At 47.7% G+C, this 16047-nt stretch carries 14 protein-coding genes, 1 tRNA gene and 1 pseudogene; 8 read left to right on the top strand and 8 right to left on the bottom strand.

All coding sequences use genetic code 11. The features are described 5' to 3' along the window. From ACTHSW_RS10595 to ACTHSW_RS10570, 6 genes and pseudogenes are all read right to left on the bottom strand, one after another. Window positions 1-111, bottom strand: a pseudogene (locus ACTHSW_RS10595) (porin); the annotation flags it as partial. A 388-nt stretch (window positions 112-499) separates the two neighbouring features. Further along, window positions 500-1513, bottom strand: coding sequence for a ketol-acid reductoisomerase (ilvC, locus tag ACTHSW_RS10590; RefSeq protein WP_070459226.1), 1014 nt, complete (start codon window positions 1511-1513; stop codon window positions 500-502). A 61-nt stretch (window positions 1514-1574) separates the two neighbouring features. After that, window positions 1575-1868, bottom strand: a complete 294-nt coding sequence (locus ACTHSW_RS10585; protein ID WP_070459229.1) for a putative quinol monooxygenase — start codon at window positions 1866-1868, stop codon at window positions 1575-1577. A 66-nt stretch (window positions 1869-1934) separates the two neighbouring features. Then, entirely contained in the window at window positions 1935-2426 is a 492-nt protein-coding gene (ilvN, locus tag ACTHSW_RS10580) for an acetolactate synthase small subunit (protein WP_003685820.1), read from the bottom strand. 10 nt (window positions 2427-2436) lie between these two features. Continuing rightward, the gene (ilvB, locus tag ACTHSW_RS10575) at window positions 2437-4164 is read right to left on the bottom strand and encodes a biosynthetic-type acetolactate synthase large subunit (protein ID WP_107811116.1); all 1728 of its coding nucleotides are present in this window, start codon (window positions 4162-4164) and stop codon (window positions 2437-2439) included. A 398-nt stretch (window positions 4165-4562) separates the two neighbouring features. Continuing rightward, window positions 4563-4647 (bottom strand) — tRNA-Leu (locus tag ACTHSW_RS10570). 283 nt (window positions 4648-4930) lie between these two features. Between ACTHSW_RS10570 and ACTHSW_RS10565 the strand changes: the two genes are divergently transcribed. From ACTHSW_RS10565 to hisD, 4 genes are all read left to right on the top strand, one after another. Beyond that, on the top strand, window positions 4931-5593 hold the full coding sequence (locus tag ACTHSW_RS10565) for an SCO family protein (protein WP_070459235.1): 663 nt from the start codon (window positions 4931-4933) through the stop codon (window positions 5591-5593). 82 nt (window positions 5594-5675) lie between these two features. Next, window positions 5676-6329: an ATP phosphoribosyltransferase gene (gene hisG, locus ACTHSW_RS10560; protein WP_036473098.1), complete on the top strand. Its 654-nt coding sequence runs from the start codon at window positions 5676-5678 to the stop codon at window positions 6327-6329. Window positions 6330-6377: 48 nt separating this feature from the next. Next, window positions 6378-7103 carry an oxygen-insensitive NADPH nitroreductase gene (gene nfsA / locus ACTHSW_RS10555; protein WP_107811115.1) on the top strand — a complete coding sequence of 242 codons (726 nt, stop codon included), beginning with the start codon at window positions 6378-6380 and terminating at the stop codon, window positions 7101-7103. Between the two features lie 71 nt (window positions 7104-7174). After that, a complete protein-coding gene (hisD, locus tag ACTHSW_RS10550; protein ID WP_107811114.1) occupies window positions 7175-8467 on the top strand; it encodes a histidinol dehydrogenase in 1293 nt (430 codons plus the stop codon). Between the two features lie 107 nt (window positions 8468-8574). Here hisD and ACTHSW_RS10545 read toward each other — a convergent pair whose 3' ends face one another. Next, a complete protein-coding gene (locus ACTHSW_RS10545; RefSeq protein ID WP_107811113.1) occupies window positions 8575-9456 on the bottom strand; it encodes a prephenate dehydrogenase in 882 nt (293 codons plus the stop codon). A 296-nt stretch (window positions 9457-9752) separates the two neighbouring features. Here ACTHSW_RS10545 and ACTHSW_RS10540 point away from each other — a divergent pair, with 296 nt between their 5' ends. The 4 genes from ACTHSW_RS10540 to ACTHSW_RS10525 all read left to right on the top strand — a co-directional run bounded on the left by ACTHSW_RS10540 (window position 9753) and on the right by ACTHSW_RS10525 (window position 14744). Beyond that, window positions 9753-10247: a MarR family transcriptional regulator gene (locus ACTHSW_RS10540; RefSeq protein ID WP_004521040.1), complete on the top strand. Its 495-nt coding sequence runs from the start codon at window positions 9753-9755 to the stop codon at window positions 10245-10247. Between the two features lie 49 nt (window positions 10248-10296). Beyond that, window positions 10297-11703: an efflux transporter outer membrane subunit gene (locus tag ACTHSW_RS10535; protein WP_070459249.1), complete on the top strand. Its 1407-nt coding sequence runs from the start codon at window positions 10297-10299 to the stop codon at window positions 11701-11703. Between the two features lie 222 nt (window positions 11704-11925). Continuing rightward, complete coding sequence (locus tag ACTHSW_RS10530; RefSeq protein WP_070459251.1) at window positions 11926-13116, top strand: HlyD family secretion protein; 1191 nt, start codon at window positions 11926-11928, stop codon at window positions 13114-13116. 101 nt (window positions 13117-13217) lie between these two features. Next, window positions 13218-14744 (top strand): DHA2 family efflux MFS transporter permease subunit, encoded by a 1527-nt coding sequence (locus ACTHSW_RS10525; RefSeq protein ID WP_070459254.1) that lies wholly within the window; start codon window positions 13218-13220, stop codon window positions 14742-14744. A gap of 42 nt (window positions 14745-14786) precedes the next feature. Here the strand turns inward: ACTHSW_RS10525 and thrB are convergent, their stop codons facing one another. Then, a complete protein-coding gene (gene thrB / locus ACTHSW_RS10520; RefSeq protein WP_070459257.1) occupies window positions 14787-15704 on the bottom strand; it encodes a homoserine kinase in 918 nt (305 codons plus the stop codon). Window positions 15705-16047 lie beyond the last annotated feature (343 nt).

Genomic DNA, 16047 nt, shown 5'->3' with positions numbered 1-16047 from the left:
TTTTACTTTAGAAATTTCTACGCCAGCTTTAATTTGACCGTACAGAGTTACGTCAGCCATAGCTGCAACAGGCAGGGTAGCCAGAGTCAGGGCAATCAGGGATTTTTTCATTGCTGTTTTCCTTTTTTAAGTGTGAAGAAGCGAGCATTCGTTCTTCTTATTACGATATCGTTCTGTTTCAACGATTCCATGACCATAATATAAAGGTTATGGCTTAAGAAAACAAATTTTCCTCTTGTTTTAGGCGTATTTTTGTTGGGAAACGTTGTTTTTTGCAGACAGAGTAGGTATAGAAAATAGTCGTTTATTTCGTAATATGTTTTTTTAAAAGGAAATTTTAGGAGAATCATGAAAGACAGTTTATAGAGGTTGGGGGTAAATGTTGTTTATATTGTCTTCAGACGGCCTTGTTGAGTGAGGTTTATAGTGTATTGGGTTTTAAAATTATAAAAAAACCTGCCTGAGTAATCAGGCAGGTTTCATTTGCTTGAAAGACAGATTAGTTTTTGTCTTGGTCAACCAGTTTGTTTTTAGCGATCCAAGGCATCATAGAACGCAGTTGTGCACCCACTTTTTCAATTTGGTGGTCGGCGTTCAGACGGCGACGGGCAGTCATGCTGGCGTAGTTGGTTGCGCCTTCTTGGATGAACATTTTCGCATATTCGCCGCTTTGAATGCGGTATAGCGCTTTTTTCATCGCAGCTTTGGTTGCAGGAGTCACTACTTCAGGGCCGGTAACGTATTCACCGTATTCGGCATTGTTGGAAATGGAGTAGTTCATGTTGGCAATACCGCCTTCGTACATCAGGTCAACGATCAGTTTCAGCTCGTGCAGACATTCGAAGTAGGCCATTTCTGGAGCGTAACCGGCTTCAACCAAAGTTTCAAAGCCGCATTTCACCAATTCAACTGCGCCACCGCACAATACGGCTTGTTCGCCAAACAGGTCGGTTTCGGTTTCTTCGCGGAAGTTGGTTTCGATTACGCCGCCTTTAGTGCCGCCGTTGGCTGCTGCGTAAGACAGGGCGATGTCTTTGGCTTTGCCGCTTTTATCTTGGTAAACGGCGATCAAGGAAGGTACGCCGCCGCCTTTCAGGAATTCGCTGCGTACGGTGTGGCCTGGGCCTTTAGGGGCGATCATGATAACGTCGAGGTCGGCGCGAGGTACGATTTGGTTGTAGTGTACGTTGAAGCCGTGAGCGAACGCCAATACTGCGCCTTCTTTCAAGTTAGGATCGATTTCGTTTTTGTATACGATAGGTTGGTTTTCGTCAGGCAACAGAATCATTACAACGTCGGCTGCTTTAGTTGCTTCAGCAACGGTGCGCACGTCGTGGCCGGCTGCTTCGGCTTTTTTCCAAGAGCTGCCTTGGCGCAGACCGATTACGACATTTACGCCGGAATCTTTCAGGTTTGCTGCGTGTGCGTGACCTTGTGAACCGTAGCCGATGATGGCAACGGTTTTGCCTTTGATCAGAGAAAGGTCAGCGTCTTTATCGTAATAAACTTGCATTTTATTTCCTTAGTGTAAGAGGGTTCCGGATAATCCGGGTTGAGTTAAAAGTAATAGGGGATTAGGCAGGGACTTGGTTCATCAAGACGATTTCCAATGCTTCGGTTTTTCCTTCGATGAATTTGACGAAGTTTTGGAAATGTTCGCTGGCATTGTGCTCATCAATAGCTGCTTGGGATTTCCAGCTTTCTACGAATACGAAACGGTTGGGTTTGCCGATTTCTTGGTGCAGGTCGTAGCTGATGTTGCCTTCTTCTGCACGGCTGGCTTTGACCAATTCTTTAAATTGGGCAGCCAGAGCCTCGGTGTATTCGGGTTTGACGGTAACTAATGCAACGATTTGGATGCTTGACATATTTGTCTCCTACTGTTTTTCAGACGGCCTTTGTTGAAAGTAAAAGGCCGTCTGAACGATACAGCGTTAAATTTTCAAAATACGCTCGCCACGACCGATACCGGCTGCGCCTGTGCGTACGGTTTCCAAAATTTGGGCGCGACCGACTGTTTCGAGGAAAGAGTCGAGTTTTTCGGTGGAACCTGTGATTTCGATGGTGTAGCTGCGGTCTGTTACATCAATAACACTGCCGCGGTAGATTTCGGTCAATCGTAGGAATTCGTCGCGGTCTTTGCCGACGGCGCGGACTTTTACCAACATCAGTTCGCGTTCGACAAAACGGCTTTCGTTCAAGTCAACCACTTTGATAACTTCAATCAGTTTGTTGAGTTGTTTGGTGATTTGCTCGATAACGTGTTCGTCGCCATGAGTAACGATGGTCATGCGAGACAAGGTTTTGTCTTCGGTTGGCGCAACAGCCAAGGAGTCGATATTGTAATCGCGTGCGGAGAACAAACCTACCACACGGCTCATCGCACCTGATTCGTTTTCCATCAGAATAGATAAGATATGTCGCATTTTTCTCTCCTTACGCTGACAATGTTTCGCGCATATGCGGCGGCAGAACCATCTCGTCCAAGCCTTTGCCGTTGCCGACCATAGGCAGTACGTTTTGTTTCTTGTCGGTCAAGAAATCGAGGAATACCAGACGGTCTTTTTGGTTTAATGCTTCCAGTAAAGCGCCTTCTACATCGGATTTCTTGTCCACACGGATGCCGATATGGCCGTAGGCTTCAGCCAGTTTGACAAAATCAGGCAATGAGTCGAAATAGGTTTCCGATTCACGGTTGCCGTAATAAAGTTCTTGCCATTGGCGGACCATGCCGAGGTAGCCGTTGTTCAGGGTAACGACGTTAACCGGAACTCGGTATTGGAAGCAGGTCGACAGCTCTTGGATGTTCATCTGAATCGAGCCTTCGCCGGTGATGCAGAATACATCTTGATCAGGAGCGGCCAGTTTCGCACCGATGGCATATGGCAAGCCGACGCCCATTGTGCCTAAACCGCCGGAATTGAGCCATTGGCGCGGACGCTCGAATGGGTAATATTGAGCGGTAAACATTTGGTGTTGACCGACATCGGAAGTAATGATGGCAGAATTATTGGTGATTTCGGCCAGTTTTTGAATGACGTATTGCGGTTTGATGATTTCGCTTTCATTATCAAACCACAGGCAGTTGCGAGAACGCCATTCTTCAATGCTTCTCCACCATTTATCCAATGAGTCGGCAGCAGGTGCAGATTCTTGCTTGCCCCACAATTGAATCATTTCGGACAATACGTTTTTCACGTCACCGACAATCGGGATATCCACTTTGACGCGTTTGGCAATGCTGGACGGGTCAACGTCGATATGAATAATTTTTTTGGCTTTTTCAAAGAATTTGGACGGTACGGAAATCACGCGGTCATCGAAGCGCGCACCGATTGCCAGTACAACGTCTGCATTTTGCATGGCGAGGTTGGCTTCGTAAGTGCCGTGCATACCCAGCATACCCAAGAATTGGCGGTTGCTGGAAGGGTATGCACCCAAGCCCATCAATGTACCGGTACAAGGAGCGCCGATCATGCGGACGAATTTGGTCATTTCCTCAGAGGCATTGCCCAAAACCACGCCGCCGCCGAAGTAAACAATAGGGCGTTTGGCGGAAGCCAGCATTTGTACGGCTTTTTTGATTTGACCGATGTGGCCTTGTACAACCGGTTGGTAAGAGCGGATGAAGATGTCTTCTTGCGGATAGCTGAATTTAGCCATTGCTTGGGTGACATCTTTAGGAACATCGACAACAACGGGACCCGGACGGCCGCTTGCGGCGATTTGGAAAGCTTTTTTGATGGTGTCTGCCAACTCAGCGATATTGGTTACCAAGAAGTTGTGTTTGACACAAGGGCGAGTAATGCCGACTGTATCCACTTCTTGGAATGCGTCTGTCCCGATGAGGGAATTGCCCACCTGGCCGCTGATGACTACTAACGGAATAGAGTCACTGTAAGCAGTGGCGATACCGGTCAGGGCATTGGTTACGCCCGGGCCGGAAGTCACCAAGGCAACGCCGACTTTGCCGCTGACACGGGCATAGGCATCTGCCGCATGTACGGCTGCCTGTTCGTGGCGAACCAGGATGTGCTTGAATTTATTGAGTTGGAAAAGGGCATCGTAGATTTCGATAACCGCACCGCCCGGATAGCCGAATACATACTCGACACCTTCGGCTTTGAGACTTTGCACGATGATTTGTGCGCCAGATAATTGCATATTGACCTCTTTTATATGGTCTCAAACCAATAGGAACAATCCGCCTCACCACAGCACCTGTAATGCAATTCCACCAAGCAGCGATTTAGGGTACGCGCACTGAGGGAATACGATGACAGTCAGACTATCCAAGCAATTGGAAAGAAACACAGAGTTTGTGAAAAAGAGTAGAAACGATAACGCAATCCGACTGTACAAGCAAGACAAAATCTTTCATCTTTTAACATTTAAGGAGTGAAAATAGATTATCGTTTGATTTTAAAGAAATAAAAAAACGGTTTTATTGAGCTTGATGTGGGTGGATTGTTGACAGTTTGAGTAAGGAGAAGGTTTTTGCAAATTTTGCAAACAAAGAATAGCAAAAAACCTCTTGACCGAATCAAGAGGTTTTTTAAATTTGGTGCCCAGGGTCGGACTCGAACCGACACACCTTGCGGCGGGGGATTTTGAGTCCCCTGCGTCTACCAATTTCGCCACCTGGGCTAGCGAAGAAGTCGTCATTATAGCGAGTTCTCGAATCTTGTAAAGCAGTAATTGAAAAAAAATTGGATTATTTTTATATTTGTTTGATTTTTAATGAATTAAACTTTTTGTGTTTGATGGTTATCTAAATGGGAGGCAGATTTTTAAAACAAAAAAAGCAGTATTTATCTGCAAAAGGGCTACATTTAATGTGTTAAACGCGTTAATATGAAGATGTTTTGTTTTTATATCGGCCGGGCAGTTGTTTGGCCTTACTTATTTGAAACGGTTTTGGAGAAAATTTATGCTTTCCGTCACACGAACTTTCTTACTCAGTGCTTTTGCGTTGGCTGCTCTGGCTGCTTGTCAGCCTAAAGAGGAGGCCAAAGAGGCTTCTTCGACACCTGCAACTTCTGCTGCGCCTGCTGCTTCCGGTGAGTCTGCACCCAAAGTGCAAGCGCGTGGTACCGATATGCGCAAAGAAGACATTGGCGGCGACTTTACATTGACCGATGGCGACGGCAAACCTTTCAGCCTGAGCGATTTGAAAGGCAAAGTGGTTATCCTGTCTTTCGGCTATACCCACTGTCCTGACGTATGCCCAACCGAGTTGCTGACTTATAGCGACACGTTGAAACAATTGGGCGATCAGGCTAAAGACGTGAAAGTAGTATTTGTCAGCATCGACCCTGAGCGCGATACGCCTGAAGTAATCGGCAAATACGCCAAACAGTTCAACCCTGATTTTATCGGCCTGACGGCTACCGGCGATCAAAGCCTGCCTGTTATCAAACAGCAATACCGTGTGGTATCGGCTAAAGTAAACCAAAAAGAAGACAGTGAAAACTATTTGGTTGACCACTCTTCAGGCGCATATTTGATTGATAAAAACGGCGAAGTGGCGATTTTCTCGCCTTATGGCAGCGAGCCGGAAACGATTGCGGCTGATGTGAAAACTTTATTGTAAAACCGTAGTTAAGGCCGTCTGAAATGGATTGTGGATTTCAGACGGCCTTCTTGCTTTTGATACGGCAAAGGAAAAGAAAAAAATGACCGACACACTTTTAACGATTGCTTTATCCAAAGGGCGGATTTTTGAGGAGACACTGCCGCTATTGGCCGCCGCCGGTATTGTGCCTGCGGAAGAGCCGGAAAAGTCGCGCAAGCTGATTATTGGTACCAATCATGACAATATCCGTTTGGTAATTGTACGCGCGACCGACGTGCCGACTTATGTGCAATATGGTGCAGCGGATTTCGGTATTGCCGGTAAGGACGTGCTGATCGAGCATGGCGGAGATGGCCTGTATCAACCCTTAGATTTACACATCGCCTCATGCCGCATGATGGTTGCGGTTAAAAAAGGTTTTGATTACGCCGCCGCTTCCAAACCCGGCAGCCGCTTGCGGATTGCCACCAAATACCCCGACATCGCCGCCGAACACTTTGCCGACAAGGGTGTGCATGTGGACATCATCAAACTGTACGGCTCGATGGAGCTTGCGCCTTTGGTCGGTTTGAGCGACGCGATTGTTGATTTGGTTTCCAGCGGCAATACTTTGAAAGCCAATGGTTTGGAAGCTGTGGAACATGTGGCTGATATTTCCAGCCGCTTGGTGGTCAACAAAGCGGCGTTGAAAACCAAATATGCGCTGTTGAATCCGATTATTCAGGCATTTGAAAATGCCGCTAAGGCCGTCTGAAAAGTTTTTGGCAAAAATTGTCTGCCAACCCAGTTTGAAAGCCCTGTCATGATACAAAGCAAACCGACACTCGATACGATTCTTTCCCATCGTTCCATCCGCAGGTTTACTTCCGAGCCGATTGCCGATGAAATTCTCGATACGCTGGTGCGCGCCGGGCAGCAGGCTTCGACTTCCAACAACCTGCAATGCGTTTCTATCATCCGCGTATCCGACCTTGCGCTGAGGCAGGGGATACATGAAGCGGCAGGAAGCGCACCTTATATTGTCCATTGTGCGGAATTTTTACTATTTTGCATCGATTTCTCTAAACACAAGGCGATGTTTCCCGATGCGCAAATTGATTGGGCGGAAGTCACCCTGATTGGCGCGGTCGATGCTGGCATTATGGCGCAAAACGTATTGCTTGCCGCTGAATCGCTTGGGCTGGGCGGCGTGTATATCGGTGCGTTGCGCAATGATGCACAAAAAGTGTCGGACGTATTGAACCTGCCGGATTATTGCGTGCCTTTGGTGGGGCTGTGCCTCGGTTATCCCGACCAAGACCCGCCGCTCAAGCCGCGCCTGCCTAAGGAAATGGTGTATGCCGAAAATACCTGCCCAAGCCTGAATGCCGAGGCGGTTGAAGCCTATAATCAGGCAGTGGCGGATTATTATGAGTTACGCAAGGGCAGCCCGATACCTTGGAAAGAATCGCTGGCCAAAACCTTGGGCAATCCTGTACGGCCGCATATGTTGTTGTTTTTGCAGAAAAAAGGTTTTTTGAAAAGATAATGTTCAGACGGCCTATGTGTGGCTGAGGCCGTCTGAAAACAATAGGAACGAAACAAGGAAGAGAGCAAACCATGAAGAAACTCGACACCCAATCCCCTGATTTTCAAGCCGAACTCAAAGCACTGCTTGCTTTTGAAACCGCGCAAAATCCTGAAATCGACCATATTGTTGCCGACATCTGCGCCGATGTTCAAAAACGCGGCGATGCGGCGCTGATTGAATACACCAACCGCTTTGACGGCACATCCGCTCAAACCATCGACGATTTAATTCTGACACAAGACGATTTGCAGTCTGCTTTTGAGCGTTTGCCTGAAAACATTCAGACGGCCTTGAAAACGGCCGCAAGACGGGTAGAAAGCTACCATAAACACCAAAAAATGGAGTCGTGGACTTACGAAGACGAAGACGGCACGCTTTTGGGTCAACAGATTACGCCGCTTGACCGTGTCGGTATTTATGTTCCGGGTGGTAAAGCCGCTTATCCGAGTTCTGTCATCATGAACGCTATGCCTGCCCACGTTGCCGGCGTGAAAGAAATCATCATGGTCGTTCCCACTCCGAAAGGCGAGCGCAACGATATTGTGTTGGCGGCTGCTTTTGTGGCCGGTGTGACTAAAGTGTTTACGGTCGGCGGCGCTCAGGCGGTTGCGGCTTTGGCTTATGGTACGGAATCTGTGCCTCAAGTCGATAAGATTACCGGCCCGGGCAATGCCTTTGTCGCTGCGGCCAAACGACGCGTGTTCGGCGTGGTCGGTATCGATATGGTGGCAGGGCCGTCTGAAATTTTGGTGATTGCCGATGGTACGACGCCTGCCGATTGGGTGGCCATGGATTTGTTCAGTCAGGCGGAACACGATGAAATTGCACAAGCGATTTTGATCGGCACTTCTCAAGCATATTTGGACGAAGTTCAGACGGCCATGAACAGTTTGATCGAAACCATGCCGCGCCGTGCGATTATTGAAGCTTCATTGGGCAACCGCGGTGCAATGATTTTGGCTAAAGATTTGGACGAAGCCTGCGAAATCGCCAACTATATTTCTCCCGAACACTTGGAATTGTCGGTTGAAAATCCGCAAGAGTGGGCGAAAAAAATCCGCCACGCCGGCGCTATTTTCATGGGACGCTATACCAGTGAAAGCCTTGGCGACTATTGCGCAGGCCCCAACCACGTTTTGCCGACCAGCCGCACGGCGCGTTTCTCTTCTCCTTTGGGAACATATGATTTCCAAAAACGCTCCAGTCTGATTCAGGTTTCAGAACAAGGTGCGCAGAAATTGGGCAAAACCGCCAGCGTGTTGGCGCATGGCGAAAGCTTGACCGCGCACGCCAGAGCGGCTGAGTTCCGTTTGAAAGACTGAGTGAAACGTTGAAGTCGTAAGAAATCCAAAAAGGGCATCTAAACAGATGCCCTTTTTATTGTGATGAAGGTTTGGCCGATAAGGCATCAGGCCGTCTGAAAACAGGGTTAACGGTTTTTCAGCCAGTCATTACGCATTTGTGCGGCTTCTTCAAAATAGCGGTAAAGCTCGGTTTTGTTGCCGTCTGAAAGGAGTTGTTCCAATTTGGATAATTGTTCTTTCAAATCGCTGGTCAGTTTGAGCAGGGCAGGTTGGTTGGCCATGCAGATGTCTGTCCAAACGGCAGGGTGGCTGGAGGCAATGCGGGTAAAGTCGCGAAAGCCTGTGGCGGCATAGGGGAGGTAGTTTTTGCCGTGCGGATGGTCAACCAAAGCGTGGACATAGGCAAAGGCGGCCAAGTGCGGCAAGTGGGAAACGGCGGCAAAAATATTGTCGTGTTCTTCGGCACTCATGGTCGAAATTTGCGAACCAACCGCCTGCCACAGGCTTTTCAACCGTCTTAGGCCGTCTGAAGCCTCTTGGCCGTGCAAGGTAATGATAAGGCGGCTGTTTTGAAACAAACCGCAACGCGCGGATTTTGCCCCGCTTTGATCCGAGCCGGCAATCGGGTGGGCGGCAAAACATTGCGGCAGGCGGTCGGACAAGTAGGTGCGGAAGGCATTGAGTGCCGATTGTTTGGTGCTGCCAACATCGGAAACGCAGGCCGTATCTTTTAAGAAGGGCTTGATGTCGCGGCATATGTCAGGCAGGACGGAGACAGGCGTGGCAATCAAAACCAAATCGGCATTGGCGATGCTTTCGGCGCAAATATTCGGATAGGCATGGTCGATGATGCCGCATTCGAGTGCGTAATTGAGGTTGTCTGCATTGGTGTCGATGCCGGTAACGCTTTGCACCAGTCCCAAGCGTTTGAGGTCGAGCATGAACGAACCGCCGATTAAACCGACGCCGATAAGGGTAATGTGGGGAAAAAAGGCGGAAGTGTTCATGGTTTGAATCCGGTTTAAGTGGAAAAGCTTATTTTAATCTGTCATCGAGGCCGTCTGAAAGATGGAATCAAGGTTTCAGACGGTCTTTTTTATGGTCGAATTTTCATGATTTAGGCATAGAAAACTCCGTTTAGTAGGAGCATGTAACCGATTATCAGATTTTCATACACTAAAATAATCATCTGAATTAGTATAACGTCTTAAAGTAAGTAATTGGTATCTTAAAGTAAATTATTACATCATATTTTATTTTGATTGATATCGAATAAAATAACTCACTCAGAAAGAAGGAATTTATGAGTTTTTCACAAACCGAATTAGTCAACGCAATGCGTTTGCTTTCTACCCGTCTGCCGCAGTTTCCGGAGCAGCAAAACCAAGTATCCCGTATGTTGCGCATCGTAACCGAACGTTTGAGCAGCCATTTGAACGAAAACCTGAAAGCGTTCGGCATCAATGAAAACCTGTGGTTTTCCCTGATGGCGGTTTACGTCAGCCCAAACAGCGAAATCCTGCCTTCGCGCTTGAGCGACCTGATGGACTTGACGCGCACCAGTGCAACACGCCTGTCGGACGATATGGTTGAGCGCGGCTGGGTAGAGCGTTATATCAATCAGAAAGACCGTCGTCAGATTGTGCTAAAATTAACCCCTTCGGGTGAGACCTTCATCCACGAAGTATGGCCGCAAATTGCCCGTCAGAGCGGCCAGGCGTGGGAAGATTTCACGAAAGAGGATTACGATACGCTGCAACACCTGTTGGGTAAACTGTTGAACCGTTTGGGCAATTAACAACAGACGGCCTGAAGGTCTGCGGCAGACACACATAAACGGAGTCTGTATGAAATTAGGTTTGGTCAAATCAAGCGTGTGCGTTGCCGCTGTTTCGCTGTTGGCGGCATGTGCACCGTTCGGCAAACAGTCGCCTTTGGATGAGACAACAGCCTATCCGCTGCCGCAAGGCCAATCTGCCGCTACTGCCCAAGACGGCTGGTGGATGAAGCTGAAAGATAAAAAATTAAACAATTTGATTGCTTCCGCCATTCAGACGTCTACCAATCTGCGTGTCGTCAAGGCAAGGTTTGAGCAGGCTCAGGCGCAGCTGGGCGTTGTGGGAGCTGCAAACAAACCGCAAGTCGGCTTGGGCGTTACAGGTCTGGGTGCTTATGTTTCACCCAAACCTCAAGCCGGTATGGTCGATACCGACCATACATTGGTTTTGGCGCACGCAGCCTTACAAGGCAGTTTGGTTTTCGACTTTTGGGGTAAAAACCGAGAGCAGATTCAAGCTGTTTTAGGAAAAAGCAGGGCTGCGGTGTATGAAGCTCATCATATCCGCACCGAGTTGGCTCACGCCGTTGCCGCCCAATATTTTGCGTGGCAGATGGCGACAGAACAATTGGCTTTGTTGGATACGCGTATAGAGCTGGCGGATAAAGCATTGAAACTGATGCAACAACGCGTTAAAGCGCAGCTGGCTCCTGCCGATGCCTTGCACGCTCTGGAAATGGCGCAACAGCAATTACAGCTTGAAAAATCGGCATGGACTCAGAAAAATGAGAAAATCCGCAACAGTCTGGCTGTATTGACCGGCCGAGTGCCGGGTGCATTAAATGGACAAGTTCCGGAAAAAATGGCGGCTGTGCCGTCATTGCCGGTTAGTCGTATTGAAGCGGACTTGTTGGCGGCCCGTCCCGATATCGCGGCACAAAAAGCCTTGCTTGAAGAGAAATGGCATATCGTCAAATCGACCGAAGCAGAGTTTTACCCGAATATCGAATTAAAAGTTTTGGCAGGTATGACGCACATTGATGCGTTCAATCTGATTCGCGGACGGACTTCCGGTATGTTGGGCATTGTTCCGGCTTTGAATCTGCCATTGTTTACGTCCGGCGCGCTGCAGTCCAAATTGGCGGGCAAACGCGCTCAATATAACGAGCAGGTTGCCGTGTATGACCAAACTGTTTTGAACGCCATGCGTTCGGCGGCAGATGCCGTAGTGGACTATCAAAGCCTGAAAAGCCGACAAGATACTTGGAACAAGATGGTCAATATTGCCGATAAATCTGTGCAAAATGCGAAAGGACGTGTTCGTGCAGGTTTGGATAACGGCTTGACCGCTTTGCAAAAACAAGACGAAGCTGCGCGTACGAAAATGTCGGCGGTTCAATACCATGCAGAATATCTGACAGCTTGGAGTAACCTCAATGCCCAGTTGGGCGGTGGCTTTAAATTAAATAAGAAATAAACGTTTTATTAAAACGTAGGCCGTCTGAAAGTAATTTCAGACGGCCTTTTGCTTACCTTATTTACATTTGCTACCGGAAGAAATTATTGTAATGAATAGAGTGTAACTATAAAATATGACCCTTTAGCGCGTTAAACACGCGTATTGGGGACTGATAGTATAAGTCAGCGCCCAGCAAACAATAATATCGTTATCACATGTGCAGAATTAAAGTTAGGACTTATGGATACTCAATCGGAAAAAAATAATGTCCAAAAAGAACCGGAAGTAGTCGCTTCCGGCGCTAAAACGCATCGCAAACGCAATTTGGTTATCGTTACGCTTCTATTCCTTATTGCGGCAGCAGGAGTTGCTTTGGCGTATTTCCTGTTTTGGCAGCATGAAGAAGAAACGGAAGATGCTTATGTGGCCGGTCATTTGGTGATGATTACGCCGCAGGTGAACGGCACGGTGCGCAAAGTCATGTATGACGATACGGATGTCGTGAAAAAAGGCGATGTTTTGGTGGCTTTGGACGACAGCGATTTTCAGCTGGCATACGATCGCGCGCAAAATGAATTGATTCAGGCCATCCGTCAAAACAAACAGCAAACTGCGGTCAATTCAAAAGCCAAAGCGCAAGTGTTGTTACGCAAAGCCGATTTGGCCCGTGCGCAAGCCGATTTGCGCCGCCGCGAATCTTTGGCGGGTACGGAAGCGGTTTCCGGAGAAGAACTCAGCCATGCCCGTGCCGCTGTGGTTCAGGCTCAGGCTGCATTGAAAGCGGTTGAGGCGGAAGAAGTTTCTGCTCAGGCAGCGTTGGGCAGTAATATTCCTCTGCGCCAACAACCGGCAGTTCAGACGGCCATCAGCCACATCAAAGACGCTTGGTTGAATTTGCAACGTACGCAAATCCGTTCGCCGATTAGCGGCCAAATTGCCAAACGCAATGTCCAAGTCGGCCAACGTATCGTGCAAGGTACGCCGATGATGGCTGTTGTGCCTCTGTCTGAATTGTGGGTGGATGCCAACTTTAAAGAATCGCAACTGCGCAAAATGAAAATCGGCCAGCCTGTTGAAATGACAGCCGATTTGTACGGCAGTAAAGTGGTTTACCATGGCAAGGTAATGGGCTTGTCGGCCGGTACGGGCAGTGCGTTCTCATTACTGCCGGCACAAAACGCAACGGGCAACTGGATTAAAGTTGTGCAACGTGTACCGGTGCGTATCAGTTTGGATGCTAAAGAATTGCAACAAAATCCGCTCCGTGTCGGTTTGTCGATGACTGTTAAAGTCGATATTGCCGAGAAGGGCAGCGGTAAAGCCATGACTGCCGAAGCGGAACGAAATACTGCCTTGCCGGAAACGAAAAGTGTGGATTGGAAAGCCGCCGATGCTTTAGTCGATAAAATCTTCGAGCAATACGCAAAATAATCTTTTCAGACGGCCTGAGTCTTTTATTGAAGGCTCAGGCCGTCTGAAATATTGATTCTCTTCAATCGACCGCTTTGGCGGTTGTCTTATAGTTTATAAATATGAATTATCCGCCTTTACAAGGGTTTAAGCTGGTGTTGGCAACTTTGGCGCTCAGCTTGGCCGTATTTATGGAAGTCTTGGACAGCACCATCGCCAACGTCGCCGTGCCTGTTATTGCAGGGGATTTGGGTGCGGCTACCACGCAGGGAACTTGGGTGATTACCTCATTTGCCGTAGCCAATGCCATCTCTGTTCCCTTGACAGGTTTTTTGGCCAAGCGGTTCGGCGAGGTCAAAATCTTTATCGCCGCTGTGATCGGGTTTGTCGTAACGTCATGGCTGTGTGGCATTGCACATAATCTTCAAGCCTTGGTTTTTTTCCGTGTATTGCAAGGCTTCATCGCCGGGCCATTGATTCCCTTGTCCCAAAGCCTGTTGATGGCTTCTTATCCGCCTGAAAAACGAACATTGGCGCTGGCCTTATGGGCGATGACCGTCGTTGTTGCCCCTGTGTTGGGGCCGATTTTAGGCGGTTGGATTTCAGACAATTGGCATTGGGGATGGATTTTCTTTATCAATATCCCGATCGGGATTTTGTCTGCAACTATTGCTTGGAAGCAGCTTCGACACAGGGAAACTGAAATCGTCAGGGCGCCAATCGATTATGTCGGGCTGGTGTTGATGATTGTCGGTGTCGGCGCATTGCAAATGATGCTTGATAGAGGTAAGGAATTGGACTGGTTTGCCTCGGGAGAGATTATCGTTTTGGGCGTTACCGCTTTGGTGTTCCTGACCTATTTTATTGTTTGGGAGCTGGGCGAGAAATACCCGATTGTCGATTTGTCATTGTTTAGAAATAGAAACTTTACGATAGGCGTTGTTGCGACATCCTTGGGCTTTATGGTGTATATGGGTACATTGACCTTGCTGCCTTTGGTGTTGCAATCAAATCTCGACTATACCGCTACTTGGGCTGGTTTGGCTGCTGCACCGGTAGGTTTTCTGCCGATTATTCTGTCGCCGATTATTGGTAAGTTTGGCAATCGCGTCGATATGCGCCTGTTTGTCAGCGCTAGCTTCTTGGTGTTTGCCTATACATTCCATTGGCGAACCGACTTCTATGCCGGCATGGATATGAGCAACGTCGTTTGGCCACAGTTTTGGCAGGGTTTAGGCGTAGCCATGTTCTTCCTGCCCCTGACCAGTATCACCTTATCGCATATGAAGGGCAACCAAATTGCCTCGGCCAGTAGCTTGTCTAATTTCTTGCGAGTCTTTATGGGCGGTGTCGGTGTGTCCGTTGTCAGCACCATGTGGGAACGGCGCGAAGCTCTGCACCATACTCAGCTGACCGAACATATTAATTCATTGTCCTCAATCAGCAACCAATCTATTCAAGGCATGATGGCCAATGGCCTGAGCAAAGAGCAAGCCCTGGCTGCGATAAATAGTACTATTTCCCAACAAGGCTTTATTATTGGCTCAAATGAAATCTTCTTGGCAGGCAGTATCATATTCATCAGTATGATTCCCATTATTTGGCTGGCGAGACCTCCGTTTAGCGGTTCCGGCGGGGGAGGGCATTAGATAAAAGGCCGTCTGAATTTCAGACGGCCTTTTATCTATATATTATTTAAGAGTCAAGAGCAGATCCCTAAATGCATTTGGATCTTTAATAAACGTCATTTCTCCTGATTGAGGAAAATGGAAATCAAGTAGGCGTGATACCCAAAAACGAATACATCCTGCTCTTTGTGCAGTAGGGAAATACGCGCGTTCTTCATCAGATAATGGACGTACGCTTTCATAGCCGTGGATAAAGGCATCATAAAGGACAGGGTCTAACTTGTTATCAGCTGTTCGTGCCCAATCGTTAACTGCAATTGCCAGGTCGTACATGAAATTACCGTTACACGCATAATAGAAGTCGATAAAGCCGGAAACTTCATCTCCATTAAGCAATACGTTGTCCTTAAATAAATCGGCATGGATAATACCAGAAGGCAAATGCTCTCCCAGATTTTCATCTAAAGCGGCAATTTCAGATTGAAGCAGTGCGGCATCTTTAGAATCTAAAACAGGCAGCAACTGAGTGCAGGCATCGCGCCACCAGTCATCATAACGAGGGTTTTTCATTTTTAAAGGAAAGTCTTGACCGGCTAAATGCATTTTGGCCAGCATAGCACCGGTATGGAAGCATTGAGCCTCAGTTGGCCAGCCGGTATCCGAGCCATTCAAACAAGTAACCAAACAAGCCGGTTTTCCGGCCAAAATAGAATGCAGTCTGCCATCTTTGCGAGCAATCGGAGCAGCGCAGGCAACACCATTCAGACTCAAATGCTGGTTTAGTTCTAGAAAGAAAGGCAGTTCTTCTGATTTCAAAACCTCAAAAACAGTCAATACATAACGACCGGTTGAAGTAGTCAAAAAATAATTACTGTTAGTAATTCCTTGAGCAATCCCCTGCAAAGAAACAAAATCTCCCAAATCATATTGCAGAAGGAAGTCACGCATTTGAGTGTCGGAAACACTTGTATAGACAGACATAGCAAACTCGAGGCTGATATAAAAGAATCAAGGAAGCATCATACCAAAAAACAAGCGCTAATAATATAAATTAAAGCGAGGGTCAAATTCAAAAGGCCGTCTGAAAGAGCAATTCAGACGGCCTTTGTTTTGTGTTTTTTTGTATGTATGGATTGTGTAGGAAGGTTGTTGGAGTTTTTTATAAAATAAAAAACCCTGTTAAAACAGGGTGGTGGTTAAATTTCTGAAAATAATTTTGCGAAAGGTGTTGACGGGTTTTATTGTGAGGCGTATAGTTCGGTTCTTCGCTGCTGACGCGGTGAAGAAAACGAAGCAGACAGTATAACACAGTTAGTTAGAATTT

It is taken from the genome of Neisseria sp. P0008.S004 (assembly GCF_051962755.1).
Lineage (GTDB): Bacteria > Pseudomonadota > Gammaproteobacteria > Burkholderiales > Neisseriaceae > Neisseria > Neisseria subflava_A.
Note: the sequence above shows the minus strand (reverse complement) of the source record. Positions and strands in the feature narration are given on the sequence as shown.